General features: G+C 65.2%; 15 protein-coding genes. 1 reads left to right on the top strand and 14 read right to left on the bottom strand.

Going from position 1 to position 22,214, the window contains the following annotated elements; genetic code table 11:
* Positions 1-74: 74 nt before the first annotated feature.
* The 13 genes from nrfD (JI75_RS01785) to glmU all read right to left on the bottom strand — a co-directional run bounded on the left by nrfD (JI75_RS01785) (position 75) and on the right by glmU (position 21,014).
* Positions 75-1,223 carry an NrfD/PsrC family molybdoenzyme membrane anchor subunit gene (gene nrfD / locus JI75_RS01785; protein ID WP_039688287.1) on the bottom strand — a complete coding sequence of 383 codons (1,149 nt, stop codon included), beginning with the start codon at positions 1,221-1,223 and terminating at the stop codon, positions 75-77.
* 11 nt (positions 1,224-1,234) lie between these two features.
* Positions 1,235-1,852, bottom strand: coding sequence for a 4Fe-4S dicluster domain-containing protein (locus JI75_RS01780; RefSeq protein ID WP_039688284.1), 618 nt, complete (start codon positions 1,850-1,852; stop codon positions 1,235-1,237).
* A gap of 8 nt (positions 1,853-1,860) precedes the next feature.
* Positions 1,861-4,263: a molybdopterin-dependent oxidoreductase gene (locus JI75_RS01775; protein ID WP_039688282.1), complete on the bottom strand. Its 2,403-nt coding sequence runs from the start codon at positions 4,261-4,263 to the stop codon at positions 1,861-1,863.
* A gap of 239 nt (positions 4,264-4,502) precedes the next feature.
* Complete coding sequence (locus JI75_RS01770) at positions 4,503-5,498, bottom strand: slipin family protein (protein WP_082019705.1); 996 nt, start codon at positions 5,496-5,498, stop codon at positions 4,503-4,505.
* Positions 5,495-5,905, bottom strand: coding sequence for a GntR family transcriptional regulator (locus JI75_RS01765; RefSeq protein WP_039688280.1), 411 nt, complete (start codon positions 5,903-5,905; stop codon positions 5,495-5,497). Before JI75_RS01765 ends, JI75_RS01770 begins: the two co-directional genes overlap by 4 nt.
* Positions 5,902-6,849 (bottom strand): NrfD/PsrC family molybdoenzyme membrane anchor subunit, encoded by a 948-nt coding sequence (gene nrfD / locus JI75_RS01760; protein ID WP_039688279.1) that lies wholly within the window; start codon positions 6,847-6,849, stop codon positions 5,902-5,904. The genes JI75_RS01765 and nrfD (JI75_RS01760) overlap by 4 nt, the downstream gene beginning before the upstream one ends.
* A 170-nt stretch (positions 6,850-7,019) precedes the next feature.
* Positions 7,020-11,462 carry a hypothetical protein gene (locus JI75_RS01755; protein ID WP_039688277.1) on the bottom strand — a complete coding sequence of 1,481 codons (4,443 nt, stop codon included), beginning with the start codon at positions 11,460-11,462 and terminating at the stop codon, positions 7,020-7,022.
* Between the two features lie 143 nt (positions 11,463-11,605).
* Entirely contained in the window at positions 11,606-13,384 is a 1,779-nt protein-coding gene (gene aspS, locus JI75_RS01750) for an aspartate--tRNA ligase (RefSeq protein WP_039688275.1), read from the bottom strand.
* A gap of 196 nt (positions 13,385-13,580) precedes the next feature.
* Positions 13,581-14,882, bottom strand: a complete 1,302-nt coding sequence (gene hisS, locus JI75_RS01745; RefSeq protein ID WP_039688273.1) for a histidine--tRNA ligase — start codon at positions 14,880-14,882, stop codon at positions 13,581-13,583.
* 108 nt (positions 14,883-14,990) lie between these two features.
* Positions 14,991-17,837: a tetratricopeptide repeat protein gene (locus JI75_RS01740; protein WP_039688271.1), complete on the bottom strand. Its 2,847-nt coding sequence runs from the start codon at positions 17,835-17,837 to the stop codon at positions 14,991-14,993.
* 87 nt (positions 17,838-17,924) lie between these two features.
* Positions 17,925-18,488 (bottom strand): aminoacyl-tRNA hydrolase, encoded by a 564-nt coding sequence (gene pth / locus JI75_RS01735; RefSeq protein ID WP_039688269.1) that lies wholly within the window; start codon positions 18,486-18,488, stop codon positions 17,925-17,927.
* A gap of 72 nt (positions 18,489-18,560) precedes the next feature.
* The gene (locus JI75_RS01730) at positions 18,561-19,532 is read right to left on the bottom strand and encodes a ribose-phosphate diphosphokinase (RefSeq protein WP_039688267.1); all 972 of its coding nucleotides are present in this window, start codon (positions 19,530-19,532) and stop codon (positions 18,561-18,563) included.
* Positions 19,533-19,634: 102 nt separating this feature from the next.
* Positions 19,635-21,014 (bottom strand): bifunctional UDP-N-acetylglucosamine diphosphorylase/glucosamine-1-phosphate N-acetyltransferase GlmU, encoded by a 1,380-nt coding sequence (gene glmU / locus JI75_RS01725; protein ID WP_039688265.1) that lies wholly within the window; start codon positions 21,012-21,014, stop codon positions 19,635-19,637.
* A 267-nt stretch (positions 21,015-21,281) separates the two neighbouring features.
* Between glmU and hpf the strand changes: the two genes are divergently transcribed.
* Entirely contained in the window at positions 21,282-21,860 is a 579-nt protein-coding gene (hpf, locus tag JI75_RS01720) for a ribosome hibernation-promoting factor, HPF/YfiA family (protein ID WP_039688263.1), read from the top strand.
* Between the two features lie 157 nt (positions 21,861-22,017).
* Here the strand turns inward: hpf and JI75_RS01715 are convergent, their stop codons facing one another.
* On the bottom strand, positions 22,018-22,212 hold the full coding sequence (locus JI75_RS01715) for a hypothetical protein (protein WP_039688261.1): 195 nt from the start codon (positions 22,210-22,212) through the stop codon (positions 22,018-22,020).
* Positions 22,213-22,214 lie beyond the last annotated feature (2 nt).

The following is a 22,214-nucleotide window of genomic DNA, read 5'->3' as shown; positions in this document are numbered from 1 at the left end:
AGCCGGGTCCGAATATGCGAAGAGGGGCGGCGCAACCGCACCGCCCCCCTTTTTTTTCGCTTTTCCGCGCCGGCCTATCGGACGAAGCGGTTCACCAGCACGATGTAGGCGCCTGCGACGAGCGAGACGACCCCCGCCACGATCGCGATCTCGACCAGCGTCGGCGCGTACGTTCCGGCAAGCGCCCACATGTCGGGGCCGCCCGCAAGCGCCGCTCCCTGCGTGCCCAGCGAGATGCCGGGGGCGCCCTCCACGTTCGGCGTGATGAACGCGGTGAACAGCAGCCAGATGCGCTTGCACAGCACGCCCAGCACGACCAGCGCAGACGCCAGCACGATCAGCCCCGTCTTCTGGCGGTTCTTCGCGAACACCAGGATGAGGAAGGGAACGAGCAGGCCGCATACGATCTCGAACCAGAAGAACGGCGAGGTCGCTCCGACGGTCATGTGCGAGAGCGCGTGCGCATGCTCCCCGCCGGGATACGCCATGGTCAGAAGCTCGCAGCCGATGAAGAAGGCGTCGACCGCGATGAAGACGGCGAGCAGGCCCGCCAAGCTGGCGAGAAGCTCCTTGCCCGTCTGGAAGATCCCGAAGCGCTCCAGCAGCACGAGCGTGATGAGCAGCAGGGCCAGCCCCGAATCGCAGGCCGAGGCCACGAAGATGGGGGCCATGATGGCCGTGTACCAGGTCTTGGCGATCTGCAGGCCGAAGATCCACGCGGTCACCGAGTGGACGAGGATGGCCGTGGGCAGCGCCACGCGGGACAGAACCGCGACCGCGCGATGGTTGCCTCGCACTAAAAAGACCAGGTCGAGGATGTTGATGGTCAGGTACAGCGTGATGACGCACACATCCCACAGAAGCGGCGAGGAGAAGTTCGGCCCCGTGGCGATGCGCCACACGCGCGCGATGCCGCCCAGATCGATGAGGACGAACATGCCCGCCGCGCAGATGCACACCATCGAGCAGATGACTGCGGGGATGGCGACGCGCTCGTATTTCTCGATCTTGAACACGCTTGCCGAAGATGCGACGATCAGGCCGCCGGCGGAAAGGCCGACGAAGAACATGAACATCGCGATGTAGAGCCCCCACGAGGTGGCGTTCGACATGCCCGTCGCTCCCAGGCCCACCACCTGCTGGTATACCCATGCGCCGACGCCGATGGCGGCGACGGCCGCCAGAACGCCCAGGGCGCCCTTCGTTTTGGTAGACAATTCCATCAGTGCACCCCTTATTCGAAGTAGAAGACTTGCGGGCTCGTGCCCATCTCTTCCAGCAAAATGCGGACGTTCTTCTCGCGGGCGATCTTCGAGATCTCCGAATCGGGATCGTCGAGGTCGCCGTAGACGCGTGCGCGGGCCGGGCAGCACGTGACGCACATGGGCGCATCGCCCCGGTCGGTGCGCTCGGAGCACAGCGTGCATTTCTCCATCACGCCCTTGGGGCGCACGGGCACATCGGCCTCCCCGTAGTTCGAGCCGGCGCTGCGCACCGGTTCGGTCCAATTGAACACGCGCGCGTTGTAGGGGCAGGCGGCCATGCACATGCGGCATCCGATGCACTTGTCGTAGTCGATCTCGACGCGGCCCTTGCCGTCTTTGTAGGTCGCCCCGGTCGGGCACACCTTCTGGCAGGCGGGGTTCTCGCAGTGCTGGCAGGCAAGCGGCAGGTAGTCGCGTGAAAGAGCGGGATACACGCCCACGGCGCCGTCGATAACCTCGCTGTTCTCGGTGAGCACGCGGTTCCACAGCATGCCGTCGGGAACGTTGTTGCTCATCTTGCACGAGATAGAGCAGGTGTGGCATCCCACGCAGCGGCCCACGTTGACCGCGATTGCAAGTTTCGTCATGGCTCCCCCTATGCCTTCTTGATCGCGACGAGCGTGTCGGAAAACGGGATGACCGGCCCGCACATCAGCTTGGATCCGCGCGCGATGAACTCGTCGTTGGTCACCGACTGCATGTTCCCCTCGACGGTGTAGTCGGCCGTGGCCCCCTCGATCATGCGGACCGATCCCGGACGCACCGCCTCGTTGCCCGATACGCGCACCTTGAAGCTGCCGCGGTCGTTGAACACCTCGGCCACGTCCCCGGTCTTAAGCCCGTATGCGGCCAGATCGGCGGGGTTGGCGTTCAGCGTGGGCTCGTAGAACTGCTGCAGCCATTCGGCATCGTTGAACTGGTTGTGGATGCGGAAGCGCGAGCGCACGTTGATCAGCTGGAACGGAAAGCGCTCGCGGTCGGGGTTGTCCCACGTGGCCTCCGAGCAGGGCTCCCACTGGGGAAGCTCCTGGGCGTCTTCGACCAGCGACTCGTAGTACACGTCCATGCGGCCCGAAAGCGTGGGGAACGTGCGGTCCATGGCCACGCGGCGCACTTCGGCGATCCCCTCGCACGGCCACATGCCCTGGTTGTCCGCCAGCTTCTCGACCGTCAGGGAAGAGACGTAGGGGTCTTCCGACGTGCCCAGAACGGCCTGGGCGCGCTCGAGCGACGTCTTGGGAAGCGCGTCTTCGACGCCCATGCGCTTGGCGATCTCGCGCGTGAGCCACAGGTCGGTGCGGGCCTCGAACAGCGGATCGATGACCTTTTGCTGCATGACGATATGGCTGTAGCCGCTCGCGATGTTGCCGATCTCCTCGTCGTACTCGAAACGGCTGGTCAGCGGCAAAACGTAATCCGCCCATTTCGCCGCTTCGGTGAAGTACGGATCCGCGGTGACGATGAGGTCGAGGCTGCGCGCCCACTCTTCGCTCTTGGACATGTTGGCCATGCACTGCGCGAGTTTGTCGCCCACCGCGATGTGCGCGCGAACGGAGTTCTCCTTGTAGCGCAGGTCGTACATGGGAACATCGGCTTCGCCGGCCGCCAGCGTCTCGGGAAGCGCCCAGGAGCCCAGCGTCGCGGCATACCCGCCGTACGAAGCGCCCACATACACGCCCACACCCGCGCCCTCTTTCCCGATGTTGCCGGTGATGGCGGTCAGGACGGCGGCCGCATGGCCGGCGATGTCGGCGTTGCTCATCTTGTCGTTTCCGCCCCAGCCGAGGCACAGCGACGAGGGGCCCGCGGCGTACAGCTCGGCCAGCTCCCTGATCTTGTCGGCCGGGATGCCCGTGATGCGGGAGGCCCATTCGACGCTGTACTGCTTCTGCGTCTCTTTCAGCAGGTCGAACACCGTGCGAGCACGCACACCGTCCACCTCCGCCGAGCCCGACAGCACCGTCGTGGCCGCCTTGTCGGCGCGCACGACGCTACCCGAGCCGTCGATGACGTAGAACAGGTCGAGCTGGCCGGGCACGGGCGCCTTCTTCTCAGGGTCGATCGAGGGCTCGCGGTCCTTCAGCAGCGCGCCCGTCTCGGCGTTCACCAAAAACGGCAGCGACGTGTGGTTGGCCATGAAGGCCGTATCGGCCAGCCCCGACTCGAGAATGTGGGTGATCATGCCCAGGAACAGGGCAGCATCAGTTCCCGGCTCGATGGGCACCCATTCGTGGGACTTGCCCGCCGTCGTCGAGAAGTGCGGATCGACGGTCACCATGCGGGCCCCGGCCTCCTTCGCCTCGAAGAACAGGCGGGCAGACGGAAGGCTCGACTCGCAGTAGTTGCTGCCCACGGTGAGCACGAGCTTCGACTTCGTCCAGTCGCGCGCCTCGGGGGCGCTCATGGCGTAGCCGGCGCCCATGCCCGTCGCCGGATCGAGGCCGTTGCCGATGCCGACGTCGATGCCGGGGTTTCCGCCTCCCCGGGCCCCGAGGACGGGGGCCAAAAACGGCACGTCGGCCTCGGCTCCGCTGGTCACCATGACCGAGCCCTTGCCCGACTCCGCCTGGATGCGCTTGATCTGGTCGACGATCTCGTCAAGCGCCTCGTCCCACGACACGGAGACGAACTTGCCCTCGCCGCGCTCTCCGACGCGCTTCAGGGGCGTCTGGATGCGCTTGTCGCCGTAGATGTGCTGGATCTCGGAAATGCCCTTGAGGCATATGGTGCGGTACCTGTCCTCGCAGATGTCGTTCGGCTGGATCATGGCGAGGCGGCCTCCGCGCACCGTGCACTTCAGCGGGCACATGCCCCCGCAGTGGCTGTGATGGTACGTGTAGGCCACGCGCTCGTCTGCGGCGGCGTCTGCAGCGATCGGCTTCAGCCAGCCCTGCGTGGACGTCATCGCCGCGGCGCCCGCCGCTCCCAGCGCGCCCGCCGCTCCGACGCCTTTGAGAAAACCTCTGCGCGACAGCCCGTTTTCCGAACGTTTCGGCATGGTGATTCCCCCTCCTATTGTCGAGGAAGCGCACCGGGCTCTCTCTTCTCCCCCGGACATGCGCTCCCGCCCGCCTTCGCTTCCCTCGAGCGAATCCGTATCGGTGGGGAAACCATATCAAATTGTCATAGGACAAAACAAGATTTATCCTATGACAATTTCTACCTGCATTATCCTATGTTGAAAATAGTATCGACCCGCTCCGTCGCACCGGAAAGCCGCGCTGTTCCGACGGGCGGCTACCGACCCAGCTTCTTGAGGATATCGGCCAGGTCATCGGCCTTTGCGGAGCCGAAGCCCTCGCTGAGCGCGCTGGGGACCACCACCGAGCTTCCCGTGTCCTTGATGCTCTCGTACAGCAGGTGCATGGCGCGCAGGTTGAGCGCGCGGTCGTTATCGGAATAGCTCTCCCCCGCCTCGTCGAGCATGGCCGCGATGTCCTGCTCGGCCTCCATGAGGATGATGCGGGCCTTCTTGCGCTGCTCGGCCTGGGCTTCGAGCGACATGACGTTTTGCAGCTCGTCGGGGATCAGGATGTCGCGCACCTGGACCGACATGATGGTGATGCCCCACGGGGCAACCTCTTCTTCCAGCACCTTCTTCAGTTCGCGGTCGAGCTGCTCGCGCCGAAGCGCCACCTCGGCCACGCCCGCGCGCCCGATCGCATCGCGCAGGGCCGTCTGGGCGGCCAGCTCGACCGATTTGGTGAAGTCGGCGACTTCCATGCAAGCCGCCTTGGCATCCCACACCACCCAGAACAAAACCGCGTCGACATCGAGCGGGACCAGGTCGGACGTAAGGGTGCGCTCGGCTCCGAACGTCGTCACGCGCACGCGGCTGTCGGTGCGCATGGCAAGGCTCTCGAACACGGGGATGGTCAGGAACATGCCCGGTCCCGCCAGGCGCTGGAAACGGCCGAGGCGCAGCACCACGACGCGCTCCCATTCCTGCGCGATGTGGGTGGAAAGCGTCGCCAGCGACGCCACCACCAGGGCGGCGAACACCGCCAGGACGTCGACGGCGGAGCGCAGCGCGAACGATGCCAGCACAACCGCTCCGAACGTCACGGCGAACACGACGGTCGAAAACAGGATGATGCCCGAATTGGACGCGCGCTCGCCGACGATCTCGGTGTTGACGTCGACGGCGACCGAATCGCGCAACGAAATCCGACGGCCCTCCGGCAAGCGCCGCGAGCCCGTCTCGAACGGGGCCGGTTTCTTCATTCCCATCATTCTCGGGTTCCTTTCAAGCTCGCCAACTTGGCGTTCATGCGTCTCTGGATATCTTCGAACGAAAGCCCCAGATCCCGACAGGAGGCGATGCACTCCTGCAGGATCCGGTCGATCTGCTGGAACTGGGCGTCGTCCTCACTCGCGATCCCGCTGGACACGATGGTTCCGCGCCCCGGGGTGGACTCGATCAGCCCGTCCGACTTCAGCCCCAGATACGCCTTGTTCACTGTGTTGTAGTTGATGGAGGCCTCGGATGCCAGGGCGCGCACCGTCGGAAGGGCGTCGCCCGGCTCCAGATAGCCAGACGAGATGAGGTACGCGATGCGGTTGCGCAGCTGAACCCACAGAGGGACGTCGCTCGTCTCGTCGACCGCAAAGCTGATCCGCTTCGATTCCCTCGCCCTCATCGCATCACCCCCTGCACGAAGCTCACCTGCGCACCCGCCATCACGATGCAGTAACGCAGCGCGAACGCACCTGCCAGGATACCCGCCGATCCCGCAAGGGTCAGGGCGGCGGTGCGCCTGCGCATAAACAGCGCAACGGCATCGAGGACCAGAGGGCACGCCAGCCCCGCCCCTATGAAGCCGAAGACGAACGGATCCCTCAGGGACCCTCCCAAAAGCTCCGCCGCGCCGTCGGCCGCGGCCGCGTAGGAACCGCTCAGCGCCGTTGCGAGAAGCGCGAAGCACACGAGCGCCTCGAGGACGACGAGCAGGGCATCGGCCCTCACCGCGTGCTCGACCAGGCTTGCGAACGCGGCATCGAGCCCGGTGAAGCACAGCAGCGCGAGCAGCGCGGCCACGCCGCAGGAAAGCGAGGACAAAACGAACAGGGCGGGAACCCAGGGACCGTACCACAGAGGGACCGCCACCAGGCTGCCCAGGAGAAGGCCCGTGTACGCCGCAACCACCGCCCCCGCCGCGACCGACGCCGCGGCGAGCTTTCGCAGGATGCCCACCCTGAATCGGGACGAGGGCAGCCCCCAGCCCACCGACGAGACGGCGCTGAGGGCGAAAAGCGCGACCAGGGCGAACGAACCCACCGTCAGCAGCGAAGTCGTCGGCGACTGGAACAGCAGGGTCGCCCGGTTCGGAACGCCCAGATCGACGAGGAGCATGATCGACCCCACCGCGATGCAGAAGGCCGCGGCGAGGTACCCTGGCGCGACGAGCATGCGGTAGGCGCGCGGAACGACCGCGTACAGGACAGACGGCGCCGCACCGCGCGAGCGGAGACGCGCGCCGTAGCGCTCGACCGGCACGAGCAGGGCGACGACCGAAGAGCAGATGCACAGTCCGGCGCCCATGCCGCCCAGAAACAGGTAGCAGATAACCGGCATTCCGAACATCTTCCACCCCCTCGGTCGCTTGCCGTCGAATCGAACGTGATAATCATAGGACAAATAAGGCCTCCCTCCCGCAGGAGGAAGGCCTTATTCGAAGAGATTGCGCGGGTCGCCTCCTTTTTTCAGGGAGGCACCCTGCGATCGAGCGGGCTCGCGCGCTCGGGACCGCCGTCTTAGCGGCTGCGGCGCATCCGCACAGCGGCGAGCGCTACTGCGAGTGCGGCCAGAGCGAGAAGCGAAGCCGCCAGGTCGATCGGGCCATCGCCCGTCACCGGCAGCGCAACGGGAGCCACCACCGTGCGGCCGGGCTGCGGATCGGGCGCCAGATCAGGTGTCGGCGCGGGAGCCGGGGTGGGAGTCGGGTCCGGATCCGGGATCGGAGTGGGAGTCGGGTCCGGATCCTCGGGCACGGGCGTGCCCGCCTTCTCAACCTGCAGCGTGAGCTGGATCGCTTCAGCAGCTCCATCGAGAACGGCATCCGTGCCGTCGCCTATGGCCCCTTCGGTCACGTCCTTGTCCTGCACCGCCTCCCAAGCGAAGGAGAAATCGCGCTCCTGGCCGAAAACGGAGGCCTTGGCGCCCATGCTACCGACGACCGTTCCCGCCACCGTCAGGTTCTTCCCCTCGGGAGCCGCAGAAACATCCACACCGGAAACCACCAGCGTGAGGTAGGCGGGCTCGGCGAACACCGCATCATGGAGCTTGGCGTAGGTGGCGTACGCGACAGGATCGGCCAGCTCGAAAGTCACGGTCACCTTGGTCGTCCCATCGGATTGCGAAACCACCTTCGCCGCGTCCTTCACGGCATACATGCTGCTCGCCGCTCCGCCGGAAAAATCGGTTCCCGCCAGGCTCTTGAATGCGTACGCCGACGGGTCGGTCGGCGGCCTCACGCCCGCAGGGAAGGTGAGCTGCGCCTCGAATGCGCTGGTCACACCAGAAAGCGCGATGCTGTCGCGCGGAGGCTCGGCGCTGCCGTAGAAGCGCTTCTCAACGTCGGTCATCTGGTCTTTGATGCTCGAGGTCTTGAACGCGAACCCGAACGAGAGCTTGTCTTCGGCCTTCGTCTTGTACACCGCATCGTGCTCGGTGGTAAACGAGGCCTCGTCCTTCTTAGCCACGGCGATGTCCCCGACCACCTTGTGCTGTTCCACCAGGGTAAGGCCCGCATCGACCTGACCCGTCGGGTGCGACGCGTTCAGCGCGACCGCAGTCTCGTTGAAGGCCGAAGCCTGTTCGTTTATCGGCGTGACCACGGAGGGGCGGTTGCCGGAAGCCGTGGTGGGGCTGAACCGGTAGGTCTTCGGGAAGGGGTTCGACACAGTGACGACCACGCGCGCATCATCGGCGTTCCCACCGGCCGCATCTGCCTGCGCACCGCGCAGGAAGGTGAAGCTGTAGGTTCCGTCGAGTGCGGTGACGCCGGTCTTCTGGGTCACAACCGCACGTCCCTGCTCGAGCGGCAAAAGACCGCCTTCATTCACCCCGTCGCCATCTTTTTCCACCAGATAGGAGGCCTCGGCCCTGACCTCGACGCCGCTGAGGGGCATCTCGCCCGGATCCTGCACCCCGTTATCGTTGAGGTCCTCGTACACCAGGCCCGTCACCGTGCCCGGATTCAGCGCGGCAGACGCCGAGAAGTGCGCGGTGGGAGGAACCACCGTGGTGGTGCCGATGGTGTAGCGCGTCGCGCAATTCCAGGTGTTCACCAAGGAGCCGTCCGCAGGCAGCTTCAGTTTCGCCATATCGGGCGTGACCACGTCGAAGACGAATTCGTAGCCCGCTCCGTCGGGAATCTCCCCCTCGCGGTTGAGCATGATCATATCGGCATCGGCCGGATCGGAGACCACGGCGTAGTCGCCGTCTGCGGGCGCCGTGCGCTCGGCGTAGGACACGCCGTCTTTCATCTTCAGGTAGGACACCGTCCATCCGTCAGCAGGCGCACCCTGCAGCGTGAACGTCATGTCGAAGGCCTGTGCGCCATCCGGGTTGAACGCCGCCCCGAAGTCCTGGCCGGCCTTGGGAACCGGAATGAACACGCTGCCGCCGCGGGCGTTTTCCTTCGTCCGGTTCGTCACCACCAGCTTGTACTGAGCCTTGTAGTCGAAGCCCAGGCTCACGCGGGTGTTGTCGGGGTCGGATGCGCGAAACACCGTCCAGGTGCCAAGCGGCGAGCCGTTGCGCACGGCCTGCAGAGCGTTCGATACCTCGATGCCCTTATACTCCTGAACCGTGAATTCGCCGGTCAAAGGACCCAGGGGCTTGCCGGTGTTGATGCCGTACACGTTGTTGTTCTGGGAAGGCGACGTGGTGTATTGGTAGGCGCCGTCCACCGAAGACGTGCCCGCCCCCACGAACATCATCTTACCGAGATCGAACGTGGAAGCGCTCATGGTAGTGTCGGTGCCCATGGTGAAGCTCACGTCGAAGCTCGAGTACGTCTGGTTGGAGGCGTAGTAGCCCGTATGGGTCTTCGGAGGCGTCTGGTACTTGAGGATTCGCGTGCCGTCGGTCGGCGGGTTTGACGCCTTGGCCGTTACGTCCTCGAAAGCGACCTCGGTGCCGTCGATGACCATCTTCATCGGCTCGAAGCCCTTCTGCAGCACCAGGTACAGCGCAGGCTCCTCGTCATACGCGCTGCTGTGCCCGTAAAGCTCCGGGTAGGGCGGAACCCACAGGCGCAGGTTCACCGTGGTCTCGTCACCTGCGGTCATGTGCGGGTTCGTGATGGCGGGCTTTCCCGGGATGGTGCCCTGGCGGTACACGAGCACCTTCTCCTTGACGGGAATGCCCTTCACCGAAGCGACCTTCTTGTTCGCCTCGGAGGAAAGCGCGGGATCGGTCCCCTTCTCGTATACGCGGTACTCCGCCACGGCGGGTTTTCCGTCCGTGACCGACCCGTACGACGACAGGCGGTTGAGGTTGTTCTCGTCGCTGTGGTCGCCCGAATCCAGACGCGAGGTGTACCCGCCGCGCATCTTGCCCACCTCGTACACCAGCGTCTCGATGGAATCGTTCGGACCGAGCCCGAGCTTGGTGTTCACGATGGTGGCGTAGCCGTTGGTGTCGCCTGCGGACACCTCGTGCATCTCGGCAACGTCGGCGAGTCGGTAGTCGGTTCCGTTGATGGTGACCGTATCCGCATGATCATCGAACAGCGGGATGTTCACCGCGCGCACGATGGCGTTCGGAGCATAGGTAATGCTGATCATCTGGCTCTCGGTCTGGATGCCGTTCTTGGCGCCGCGAGCCCGCAGGTCGGCTTCGCCCAGAAGGGCGTTATGCTCGATGCCCTCCATGCCGTGCCAATCGTAACGCCTCTCGTTGTACGGCTCGATGGTGACCTCCGGGGCTCCGTCAAGGATGGTCCACCTCAGATCCGTGCTGCCCTCCCGCAGATGACCGTTCTCGTCTCCCCAGGTTGCAGACGTCATGCTGGTGATGGTCATCACCTGCTCGGATCCGTTGGGAAACGCCGGCGTGTTCGGGAAGCTCATCGAGGCCCCGACTTCGGCCGGGTTTCTGCCGTGCCCCGTCGGCTGGTTGACGACGCAGTGGATGGTGGACGATCCGTCGCCGTTGTCGTGAGCGGCGCCCTTCTCGGCTTTCACGCCACCGAAGGTCACGTCGCCCACGGTAGCGCCGGTGGGATAGGTCGCATCGAACTCGACCTTGGTCCAAACCGTGCCTTCCCAGAAGTAGCCCGCCCACGCATCGCGCGCCGAACGCTGCATATCGTCGTAGGCCACGGTGGGGAAATAGCTTTCGTAGTAGTTGAAATTGTTCGAGCCCGTTTCGACCACCCTGGTCGTGGCCACGCGCTGGGAAACGGCGCCTTCGGCCGCTCCGTTCATGGCGCCCGTCTCGAACGCGAACTGGTTGGCCGGAAGCGCCCAGGTCTGGTTGTCCTTGCTGCCGTTGGAGTACTCCTTGGCGGGACGGAACGACACCTGGAAGCCCGCTTCCTTCACGCTGGCCTCGGCGGTGTTGCGGATATGGTAGGCAACGCGCCCGGCGCTGGTCTTGCGCGCGGCGCTCGCGCCCGTGGCCGCTTTGAAGCTCAGCACCTTGTCAAGCGACGTGTGGTCGATCTCGCTGCCCGCTTTGTTCCAGGCCGCATTGCCGACCATGTTCACAGCATCGACCCACCAGGGAAAGTCGAGGGCGACCCACGTGTCGTCGGTGGGGTGGTCTTTCATCACCTTCACGGCCAGGTAGTATTCCTTGCCCGCATCGAGCGTGGGCTGATCGCCCGCCAGCAGGTCGAACAGCTGGGTACCGCCTTGGGCCGGAGAGCCGTCGAAGATCGCAAGCTGGGTGAACTTCGGTACCGGAACGCCTGCCTGAGGCGCCAGCGCGAGGGACGCCGCAGCACCCTGCGCATCGGCGGCGCTTGGTGCCTCGGGCGATGCGGTGGCTTCGGAGGCGCCGACAACCTCGAGCGTGCCCGCGGCCTCGGTGACGGCAGGCGCGGCTGCGGGCGAAGCCTCCCCATCAACCGGCTGGCCCTCCTGGGCGAACGCCCCGATCGACCCGACGGGCGCCAAGCCGACCACCAATGCGAAAGCGACGAGAGCGCACCCTACCCGGCGCGCAACACCGTGCGACCCTACCATATTCGCTCCTTGCTCAAGCAAAAGTTATGACAACAAACCCTCTTGGCTGGGATTCTACCTCATCAGGAGCCTAAAAGGTATAGAAAACAACGACCCGCCGGATCGATTCGGCGGGTCGTTTTCTCAGTTTCAATAAGGCGAGCTTACATAAGGCGCAGGTTGACGTCCTTCAGCTGGCGCGCAGACACGGTGCTGGGCGCACCCGTCATGGGGTCGGATGCGCTGGAAGTCTTCGGGAACGCGATGACGTCGCGGATGGAGTCCTTGCCGCCCAGAAGCATGACCAGGCGATCGAGGCCCAAAGCGATGCCGCCATGGGGAGGCGCGCCCAGCTCGAGCGCGTGGATGAGGTGGCCGAACTTCTCGTCGATCTCTTCGTCGGTAAGGCCGCAGCGGCGCAGAACCCGGCGCTGGAGCTCGGCGCTGTGGATACGGATCGTGCCGCCGCCCACCTCGAAACCGTCCATAACCAGGTCGTACGAATAGCTTCCGCACTCGAGCGGGGCCTCTTCGATCTTGTCGAGGTCCTCCTTGCGGACCATCGTGAACGGATGGTGCTCGGCCGCGTACTTCTTCGTCTCCTCGTCGTACTTGAACATGGGGAAGTTCACGACCCACAGCAGCTCGTGGCCCTCGCGCGGAACGCCCAGGGCCTCGGCCATGTGCAGGCGCAGGGCCGACAGAACGGCGGAAGCGACCTCGAACGTATCGGCGGCGAACAGCACCAGGTCGCCCGGCTCGACGTTCATGGCCTGCTTCAGCTGGGCGAATTCCTCATCGGAGAAGAACTTGACGATGGGGCTCTTCTCGGCCCCGTCGGAGGTGAACGCGATCCAGGCCATACCCTTCGCCCCGTTCTCGGCGGCGATCGCGGCCAGCTTCTCCACATCGCCGCGGCTCCAGTCGCCCGCACCCTTGGCGTTGATGGCCTTCACCACGCCTCCGGACTGGGCGACGCTCGAAAACACCTTGAACCCGGTGTTCTTCACGATCTCGGTGATGTCGACGAGCTCCATGCCGAAGCGGGTGTCGGGGCGGTCGTTGCCGAAGCGCTCCATCGCCTCGGACCACTGCATGCGCTTCAGCGGGAAGGCGTGATCGACCCCCACCGCCGCGAGCGTCTCGCGCATGACGTCTTCCATCATGTCGATGACCTCGTCGTTCTCAACGAAGCTCATCTCGACGTCCACCTGGGTGAACTCCGGCTGGCGATCGGCTCGCAGGTCCTCGTCGCGGAAGCACCGCGCGATCTGGTAGTAGCGCTCGATGCCGCCCACCATCAGCATCTGCTTGAACTGCTGGGGGCTTTGGGGAAGCGCATAGAACTTGCCGGGGTTGGGACGGGAGGGAACCACGTAGTCGCGTGCGCCCTCGGGCGTGGAATTCGCGAGGATGGGCGTCTCGACCTCCAAGAAGCCCCGCTTGTTCAGAGCGCCGCGCATGGCCTGGGCGACCTGATGGCGCAGCAGCATGCTCTTGTACATCTCGGGACGGCGCAGGTCGAGGTAGCGCCACTTCATGCGTGTGGTCTCGTCGGTCTCGATGCCGTCTTCGATGGAAAACGGCGGCGTCACGCTTTTGTTCAGCACCTCGATGGAGCTGGCGAGCACTTCGATCTCGCCTGTCAGCATGTTGGGGTTCACGCTCTCGGCGCCGCGCGCGCGGACCGCGCCGGCGACCTTCAGGACGAACTCGCGGCCCAGATGCTCGGCTTCGGCGAACTGGTCGGCGGGCACGCAGTCGGGATCGATGACGACCTGCGTGTAGCCCTCGCGGTCGCGCAGGTCGACGAAGATGAGCCCGCCGTGATCGCGGTTGTGCCAGGCCCATCCCGCCAAGACGACCTCGCGCCCGACGTCTTCGCGACGAAGCTCACCGCACGTTGCGGTGCGCATGCAGTACTCGTTCAGATAATCCGTCATCTCAGACTCGCTCCTTGCCCATACCGACCGAAACCCGCGCGCCGCCCAGAGCGCACGCGCGGGAAAACGTTCTCGTAAACCTGGTCATTTTACTTCATTCGCACCACTAAGTGGCAACTATTGAGCGCAGCACCACATTCGACACGGAAAACAGGTGCGATCAGCCCGCCCCTCGGCGATCGAGGGACGCGCGCGACTAGAACAGCGCGCTTTCGACCTCGTCGAACGGGACGGTGCGCTCGGTATGCCCCACCATGTCGCGGACGGTGACGAGCCCTTCGGCCAGCTCGTCGGGGCCGAGCACCGCAACGAAGCGCGCCTGCAGCTTGTTCGCCAGCTTCAACTGGCTTTTCAAGCTGCGATCCTGGTGGTTCATATCGGCCGCCACCCCCGCGTCGCGCAAGCGCTGCACAAGGCCGAACGCCTGCGGCTTTAGGGAGTCGTCCACCGTCGCCACGAACACCGTGCACGACGGCGCGTCGGAAACGCCCTTCCCCGCCGCCTCGAGGGCGATGCGGCAGCGCTCGAAGCCCAGCGCGAACCCGAACCCGGGCGTGGGGCGCCCGCCCACCTCTTCGACCAGCTTGTCGTAGCGCCCGCCGCCGCCGATGGCGTTCTGGGCGCTGCTGCTGTCGAGGGCCTGCACCTCGAACACCGTGCGGGTGTAGTAGTCCAAGCCGCGCACGAGCTTCGGGTCCTCGACATAGGAAATGCCCGCCGCGTCCACATACGCCAGCACCGTCGCGTAATGATCGCGGCACTCGTCGCACAGGTAGTCGGTGATCTTGGGCGCCGCGTCCATGACCTCCCTGCATGCGGGGTTCTTGCAGTCGAACGCGCGCAACGGGTTGATCTGGGCGCGCTCGTTGCACTGATCGCACAGCTTCTCGGCGTGGGCGGCCATGTAGGCGCGAACGGCGTCGCGATAGGCCGGGCGGCACTTCTCGCAGCCCATGGAGTTCACCAGCAAGACCATCGATTCGGACGGGATGCCCAGCTCGGAGAAGAACCTCATGAGCATGATGATCCCCTCGGCATCAACCGAGGGAGCTTCGGCCCCCAGGCATTCGATACCGATCTGGTTGAACTGGCGCAACCTGCCCTTCTGTGGCCGCTCGGCCCTGAACATGGGGCCAGCGTACATCAGCTTGGCCGGAGCTGCGCCCTGCGGAACCAGGTCGTGCTCGACCACGGCGCGCACCACGCCCGCCGTGCCCTCGGGGCGCAGGGTAAGGCGGCTCTTCGACTTGATGTGGCCGCCGCCCAGAAGCGTGTTGAGGTTCTCGCCCGAGATGGCGGTGAACATCTCTTTGGACACCACGTCGGTCGCCTCGCCGATGCCGCGCACGAACAGCTCGGTCACCTCCACCTGGGGCGTGATGATGGGCACGTAGCCGTACGCGCCGAAGATGCGGCGCGCGGTTTCGACGAACCCGTGATAGAACCGCGCCTCTGCGGGAAGCATGTCCTCGAAGCCGGAGGGGAGGGTGATGGCCATGGTCGTTTCCTTCTTCGTTTCGAAACGCGGCGGCGCGCCGCGCGGTCGGTGACACCTTGCAGCGCCTCTGACGAGGCGCCGAACACGAGCATTGTACCCCAGAGCGCCCTACAGCGACCCGCGCTTGAACGAGCGCGCGACATTGAACAGAGCATCGTCAGGCCGATGCTGCATAGAGGTCGCCAAAAAGTCGCGAGCGCACTCGTGCAGGCCCGAATCGGCCGCCGCCTGCGCGCCTGCGAGCAGTGCGTCCATCACCTCGTCGGTCGGCGCGACCACGATGCCCGCCTCCCTCAGCCTGTCGTCGATCTCGGATCGGGGGCACAGCTCGACGTCGCTCTCGTCGGCCAGCTCGCGCAGCTCGGCCATGGACTGGGGAGCCGCAACCGCAGACATCGACGCCGACTTCAGATAGCACAGCGCCGCCTCCTGGGGGTGCCCCTGCTTCCACAGCACGTACGCCAGCTGGTAATAGCACAGCGCGACGTCCGTCGAGGAAACCGACACGCGCAGCGCGCGCCATAAAGCGGCGCGGGCGTTTTCCAGATCGCCCACCAGCATGCAGGACCGTGCCAGCTGACGGTGCGCCACCGAAGACGAGGGCGCGAGCTCGCAGGCGCGCCTGCCGTATTCGATGGCCCGCTCGTTATCGGAGAACGAACGCTCCATCAGGCGCTCTGCCTCGATGTAGCACAGATGCAGCGAAGAGGGCGCAAGTTCGACGCGCCGGTCGGCGTCCTGGATGCCCAGCGTCGGGTTCGCGGCGTTCAGCGCACCGGTGCGCGCGAGGTTATATACCAGGCGGGCGGCATACGAGTCGAAGACGCGATGGACGACCTCCAGCGTGTCGGCGTATTTCCCCGAAAGCTCGGCCGCATCGATCGTCGCGCGCAGCGATTCGAGCGCGGCGTCCGGATCGGTCTCGAAAAGCGACCGCGCCCGCACGAGCGCCTGAGCGTAGGGGTCCTCTCCCAGATATGCGTTGACCACCGCGTTTTTGTCGCTGCGGTCCAGCTCTCCGCGCACCAGCAGCTCCATGACGCGCGTGCACCCGTCCCGATCGATGGGATCGAGCACGGAATCCCTCAGCTCCTGGGCAGCCTGGACCGCCTCGGACACCGACCGGGCCGCACCGAAGCTCTCCGCCAGGCCCTCCGCTCGGCTGCGCTGGACCGACTGGTACAGGATGCGCATATCGCTCGCGTAACGGGCGCCCAGCGCCTCCCTGTGCGCAGGCGGGATCTCGCCGTCTTCCGACTCGGGGAGACGCGACGTGCGCGCCGGCCCCTCTAGGGAATCGACCGCGGAAAACGCCCCTCCGACGCACGCGTCCGATTCCGATTCCCCGTCGGGGAACAGGGACGAAAGGAGCCGGGCGAAGCTCGCAGGATCGCTGTCGATGGACCGGTAGGCGCCCTGATCAGCGAACACCTCGCGCGAAATCGTCGCGACGCGCGCGCCGTCGTCCGCAACGGAGTCGGACGCCTCGGCGAGGTTCCCGTCTTCGTCCCACGAGGGGAACCGCACCTGGTACAGCACGCGCTCGATGCGGTCCGACTGGGCGAAGGCGCATGCGGCCACCGCAACGCCCAGGACCTTCCAGTAACGGGCGGCCAAAACGGCGCGCGTGGCCGGATCGAGTTCGACCCAGGAGGAAGAGGAGGGGCTCCATGCGGATTTCGGCATGAGGCTCTCGTCGGGCACGTGGGATACGACGGCCACGATGCCCGAAGCCAGGTCGACCCGGAACTCCACCATCACGCGATACGCTGCGCGCAGCTGTTCCAGCCGTTCCGCGAAACCCCGCCTGAACTCCCATTCCCCCTCGTACCCCTCGATGAGCGCGACATTGGCGGTATCGGGATCCGCCGCAGGAGCGGACGCGGGCGAGGCGGGCTGCCCGGCGTCGCGCGAAAGCGGCGCGATATCGGGCAGATCGCGCACGATCAGGTCGAACAGGGAGTTCGACAGCGCCCCCACCGCATCGGCGCCGGCCGATTCGGCATCGTCGCCCAGAAGGTCGCGGATGATCTTGTAGCGGTTCAGCGCAGCCTCGAGCGCATACAGGCCGCGATCGGAGACCCGCTTGCCCTCGCCGCCCTCGTCGGTACGCACCACCAGGTACGGATCGGCGTACTTCAGCGTCCTCATCACGCGCAGCGCGATGTCGTCCGGCCCGATCTTGGACAGCGACTCGGCATCGGCTTCGATCAGCCAATGGCACAGCGCCGAGGACAGGGGGAAGGGGCGCAGCACCGGGTCGGACTCCGCACGCGCACCATCGGACAGCACGCTTTCGAGCGCAAGCGGGAGAGCCTGGTGCAGAAGGTAGCCGTCGAAGGCATCCACATGGCAATACGGGGGGATCTGGCCGCCCAAGCCGGCGCGATAGAAAAACGCGCAGAAACAGCGGGTCATGAGGTCGGCGTAGCCCAACCCGGACGCAACGTCGCCGAACTGGAACCACGAATCGTACAGCGAATAGAGCCCGTCGGAATCGAGGCGGTAGCGGCTCACCCACACCTCGCCCTCCCCGCCCGCCGGGCGCACGCCCACCAAGCCGCGCTCGCATTCGGGCGTGGTGATCTCGTTCAGTATGATCAGGCGCATATCGGGCGCCCTATCCGGCGTCTCCACGATGAAGTGGTCGACCGCCCACGCATGGCCGTTGCGATCCATGTACGCCAAAACGCGCAGGCGGCCGGTCCCCACGCGCTCGACGATGTAGAGCCCCCGTTTCTCGGGAACCGGAACGTCGGAGCCCGCCTGCATCCAGCCGAAACGACGGTTCGCCAGATCCTTCGATCGGGCGATGTCGTCGGCGGACAGATCGTCGGATGGCTGGGCGTCCTCGGCGACGAACGGGGGAACCGCGTTCTCGACCTCGCGGATCGGCAGAAGGAACTGGTTGAATACCCCTCTGGGGCGGTACGTGCCGTCGGGTTCGATTTGCATAGGCTATCCTCAAACGAAATTCATTCGACCCAGAATATCATGAGGTCGAAGCCGCACGCGACCGGCGGGACCGCGCAGGGCAGACGGTTACTTCCCGTTGAATTCCCGCTGGGTCTTCTCGAGGCCCTCGTCGATGAGCGAAAGCGCCGCGCGGGCCGCCTGATGAACCGCCTCGGCGAACTCGTCGGCCGCATCCCGACGCGGTTCGGACAGCACGAAGTCGGACACCGGCATCCGCCCCGGAGGGCGCCCGATGCCGCAGCGCACGCGCAGCCAGTCCCGGGTCTGAAGCTTGTCGCAGATCGACCGGAGGCCGTTGTGGCCCGCATGGCCCCCTCCCCGCTTCACCTTCACGGTTCCGGCGGGGATGTCCAGCTCGTCGTGGATGACGATCAGCTGGTCGGGCGTCGCCTTGTAGGCCGCCATCACCTGCTTGACCGGACCGCCCGACGTGTTCATGTAGCTTTGGGGCTTCGCCAGCACGATGTCGCAGCCCCGATGCGAGCCTTTGGCGGTAAGGGCGCCGCCCTCGATTTTCCAGTAGCGCGCGCCGATGCTCTCCGCGATCTCGTCAACCGCGAGGAACCCGGCGTTGTGCCTGGTCTTCTCGTATTCGCTTCCGGGATTTCCCAAACCGACTATCAGATACATCTTCTTCCTCGATGCCGTTCCAACTTAAAAAGGGGCGCACCGCACGGCGCGCCCCCGAAAACCGGGTTTTCGCTACAGGGCGAAATCGGGGTCGAACAGCTCGGACACCGATCCGTTGCTGTACACGTTGTTGATCGCGCGCGCGAACAGGGAAGCCACGCTGATCACCTTGATCTTGCCGGTCTGGTACTCGAGCGGCACCGGGATGGTGTCGCACACGACCACTTCCTTCACGTCCAGGTTGGCCATGCGCTCGAGGCCCGGGCCGGAGAACACCGGATGGGTCGCGCACACGTAGACCTCCTCGGCCCCGCGCGCCTTGAGCGTATCAACCGCGGCCACCACCGAGCCGCCCGTATCGATCATGTCGTCGTTCAGGATGCAGATCTTGCCGGCCACATCGCCGATGAGCGCGGTGATCTCGGCGCGGTTATGGCCGGGGCGGCCCTTGTGCATGATGGCCAGGTCGGCCTCCATCATGTCGGACAGCTTCTTGGCCGCCTTCGCGCGCCCGACGTCGGGGCTGACCACGCACAGCTTCGAGTGGTCGAGGTTCTTCGACTTGAAGTAGTCGGCCATGATGGGAAGCGCCGTGAGGTGATCCACCGGGATGTCGAAGAAGCCCTGGATCTGCCCCTGATGCAGATCGATGGTCATGACGCGCGTGACGCCGGAGGTTTCCAGAAGGTTGGCCACCAGCTTCGCGGTGATGGGCTCGCGGGCTGCGGCCTTGCGGTCCTGACGGGCGTAGCCGTAATGGGCGATGACGGCGGTGATGGTGCGCGCCGAGGCGCGACGGGCCGCGTCGACCATGATGAGCGTTTCCATCAGCGCATCGTTGACCGATGCGCCCGCGACGGACTGCACGATGAACACGTCGGCCCCGCGCACGCTTTGCAGGTAGCGGGCGTAGATCTCGCCGTTGGCGAACTTCTCGAGCTTGACGTTTCCCAGCGAGACGCCCAGGCTCTGCGCGATGGCCTCGGCCAGCCGCGGGTTCGTGGAGCCGGAGAACACGGCCAGGCTCTTCTGCATTTCCGTCATGAAGACACTCCTATCGTATGCGTGCGATGCGCCTTAGGACAGGCGCAAAACCATTGTATCGCCCCGCAGGGTGCAAAGGGCCGCACAGCGCGGCCGCCGATGTTATTTCTGCTCGAGACGCCCACGTTTGCGGGCGGCCCACCCCTCGATCGACACCTGCTCGGCGCGGGCGATGCCCAGCGCATCGGCGGGAACGTCTTTGGCGATGGTGGACCCGGCGCCCACGATGGCGCCCGCGCCGATGGATACGGGAGCCACCATCATGGTGTCGCTGCCGATGAAGGCGCCGTCGCCGATGGAGGTAGCGTGCTTGTTCTTCCCATCGTAGTTGCAGGTGATGGACCCGGCGCCGATATTGACGCCCTCGCCGATGACCGCATCGCCGATGTAGCTGAGGTGGGGGACCTTCGAGCCTTTGCCCACCGTGGACTTCTTGATCTCCACATGCGTTCCGGCCTTGGCACCCTCGCACAGATGGGCTCCCGGGCGCAGGTAGGCGCGCGGACCGGAGGTCGCCCCATCGTCCAAGCGGGCGTCGAGGGCCACGGTCTCGTCGACGACGCAGCCCGCCCCCACCACCGTGTCGGTGAGGCGGCTGTTCGGGCCGATGACGCTGTCTTCGCCGACGACGGTGCTCCCCATGAGGAACACCTGGGGGTACAGCTCGACGTCGGACGCGATGCGCACGTCGGGCCCGATCCATACCTGGTCAGGGTCGATCATGGTCACGCCGTTGTCGAGGTGGCGGCGGTTGATGCGCCGCTGGGCGACCTTGACGGCCTCGGCCAGCTGGACGCGCGAGTTCACGCCCAGGCATTCCTGCGGATCGGGCGTGACCACCTCGACCACGCCGCGGCCCTCGCGGTATGCCAGCTCCACGACGTCGGTGAGGTAGAACTCGCCCTGGGCGTTGTTGTCGTCGATGCGGGTAAGCGCTTCGAACAGCCATGCGGAGTCGAAGCAGTAGAAGCCCGAATTGCACGAGTCGATCCTGCGCTGGGCCTCGGTGGCGTCCTTCTGCTCGACGATGCCGCACACCCGGCCCGCCTCGTCGTGCACGATGCGCCCGTATCCGAACGGATCGGCGAGCTTCATGGTGAGCAGCGCCACGGCCGCGTTGTCGGCTTCGCGGGCCGCCACCAGGTTGGAAAGCGTTTCGGCCGTGATGAGCGGGCAGTCGCCCGACAGCACCAGAAGCGAGCCGTCGAAACCGGAAAGCGCCTCGCGCCCGCTTGCCACCGCATCGGCCGTTCCCAGGCGCTGCTCCTGCACGACGATTTCGGTGCAGTCCTCGACCAACGGGATGACCTGCTCGCGCAGATGCCCCACAACCGACACGATGCGGTTCGCGCCTGCCGCGCGGGCCTCATCGACCACCCATCTCACCAGGGGCTTTCCCAGAACTTCGTGCGCTACTTTGGGTTTTTTGGATTTCATGCGCGTACCGGCGCCGGCGGCTAGAACGATCGCGGCTGCTTCCATGAGACTCCTCACGTCGTGCTTTTCTCAGCGGAAGAAGTATAGCGCAGCTCAGGATGGACAACCGCAACCCTCAGACAAACAACGGGTCGGCGCGTGTCCATCGTCGTCCATCGCTGACGCTTTCCCGAAAGTGCGCTATGCTAGGGAGCACAGCCTGTCGGAAGGAGGCCGCCAAGGTACAGCGCGAGCGATCGATACCAGCTCCCGAACCTTGCACGGTTCCCTCGCAGGCTTTTTTCATCGGCCCTCGAGACAAGAGGTGAAACCATGAGCATCACCGTTACTGGACGCAAACTGACCGTTTCCGACGCGCTGCGCGCCTACGCCGAAGAGAAGATCGGCAACTCGATGAAGGTCATCGACATCAGCCCCCTGAACGCCGAAGTCGTTTTGCATGTAGAGAAGAACCCCGCCATATCCGAGCGCTGCTGCTGCGAAGTGACGCTGCACACCAAAGGCCACGTCGTGCGCGTGGAAGAGGGCGAAGAGGACATGTACGCGGCCATCGACGTGGCCGCTGCGAAGGTCGTGCGCCAGCTGCGCAAGTACAAGACGCGCGTCATCGACCGCAAACTGCATGCCGACGCCCCCAGCATCAAGGCCGCGCCGGTCGAGTCGGGGCCGTTCGACCCCGACAAGCTGATGAACGAGCTCGTCGCCGAGGAAGAGGCCGTCGTGCGCGTCAAGGAGATCGAGTTCGAGCCGCTTACCGAAGAGGAGGCCCTCGTGAAGATCGACCTTCTGGGCCACAATTTCTTCGCCTATACCGACCGCGACACCGGAGTCGCCTGCGTGATGTACCGCCGCGACAACGGAGGCTACGGCATCCTCAGGCAAACGGCGTAAGCTAAAGCCAAGGCTGACCTCACCGAGTTGAAAGGCAAGGAGCCGCAGCTCTCATCGAGGCTGCGACTCCTGTTAATCGCCCATCTTGCACGAGATCCAGGTCTAGGCACCGGAAAACCTGATGCGTCCCCGCCCGAATCAACAGGCTCGGTCCGATTTAGCTGCGCGAAGCTTCATCTGGAGCAGCTTGATCTTTTTCCAGCGAAACGGAGAAAGGGCCGTTTTCCGCGCTCCTCAACGCGTCAAGCACGCCATCGCGTACAGCTTTCCTCACCACAAGGTAAAGCAAGACCGCCACGATAACCGAGGGTATAACTATTATCCCGACCATATAGACGATGGCATTGCTCACAA

Source organism: Berryella intestinalis (assembly GCF_000814825.1).
In the GTDB taxonomy this organism is placed as follows: domain Bacteria; phylum Actinomycetota; class Coriobacteriia; order Coriobacteriales; family Eggerthellaceae; genus Berryella; species Berryella intestinalis.
This window is presented reverse-complemented; position numbering and strand designations above follow the sequence as displayed.

Bases quoted from the DNA above. Each gene is read 5' to 3' on its own strand.
- nrfD (WP_039688287.1), bottom strand. From the start codon at position 1,223: ATGGAATTGTCTACCAAAACGAAGGGCGCCCTGGGCGTTCTGGCGGCC.
- JI75_RS01780 (WP_039688284.1), bottom strand. From the start codon at position 1,852: ATGACGAAACTTGCAATCGCGGTCAACGTGGGCCGCTGCGTGGGATGC.
- JI75_RS01775 (WP_039688282.1), bottom strand. From the start codon at position 4,263: ATGCCGAAACGTTCGGAAAACGGGCTGTCGCGCAGAGGTTTTCTCAAA.
- JI75_RS01770 (WP_082019705.1), bottom strand. From the start codon at position 5,498: ATGATGGGAATGAAGAAACCGGCCCCGTTCGAGACGGGCTCGCGGCGC.
- JI75_RS01765 (WP_039688280.1), bottom strand. From the start codon at position 5,905: ATGAGGGCGAGGGAATCGAAGCGGATCAGCTTTGCGGTCGACGAGACG.
- nrfD (WP_039688279.1), bottom strand. From the start codon at position 6,849: ATGTTCGGAATGCCGGTTATCTGCTACCTGTTTCTGGGCGGCATGGGC.
- JI75_RS01755 (WP_039688277.1), bottom strand. From the start codon at position 11,462: ATGGTAGGGTCGCACGGTGTTGCGCGCCGGGTAGGGTGCGCTCTCGTC.
- aspS (WP_039688275.1), bottom strand. From the start codon at position 13,384: ATGACGGATTATCTGAACGAGTACTGCATGCGCACCGCAACGTGCGGT.
- hisS (WP_039688273.1), bottom strand. From the start codon at position 14,882: ATGGCCATCACCCTCCCCTCCGGCTTCGAGGACATGCTTCCCGCAGAG.
- JI75_RS01740 (WP_039688271.1), bottom strand. From the start codon at position 17,837: ATGCAAATCGAACCCGACGGCACGTACCGCCCCAGAGGGGTATTCAAC.
- pth (WP_039688269.1), bottom strand. From the start codon at position 18,488: ATGTATCTGATAGTCGGTTTGGGAAATCCCGGAAGCGAATACGAGAAG.
- JI75_RS01730 (WP_039688267.1), bottom strand. From the start codon at position 19,532: ATGACGGAAATGCAGAAGAGCCTGGCCGTGTTCTCCGGCTCCACGAAC.
- glmU (WP_039688265.1), bottom strand. From the start codon at position 21,014: ATGGAAGCAGCCGCGATCGTTCTAGCCGCCGGCGCCGGTACGCGCATG.
- hpf (WP_039688263.1), top strand. From the start codon at position 21,282: ATGAGCATCACCGTTACTGGACGCAAACTGACCGTTTCCGACGCGCTG.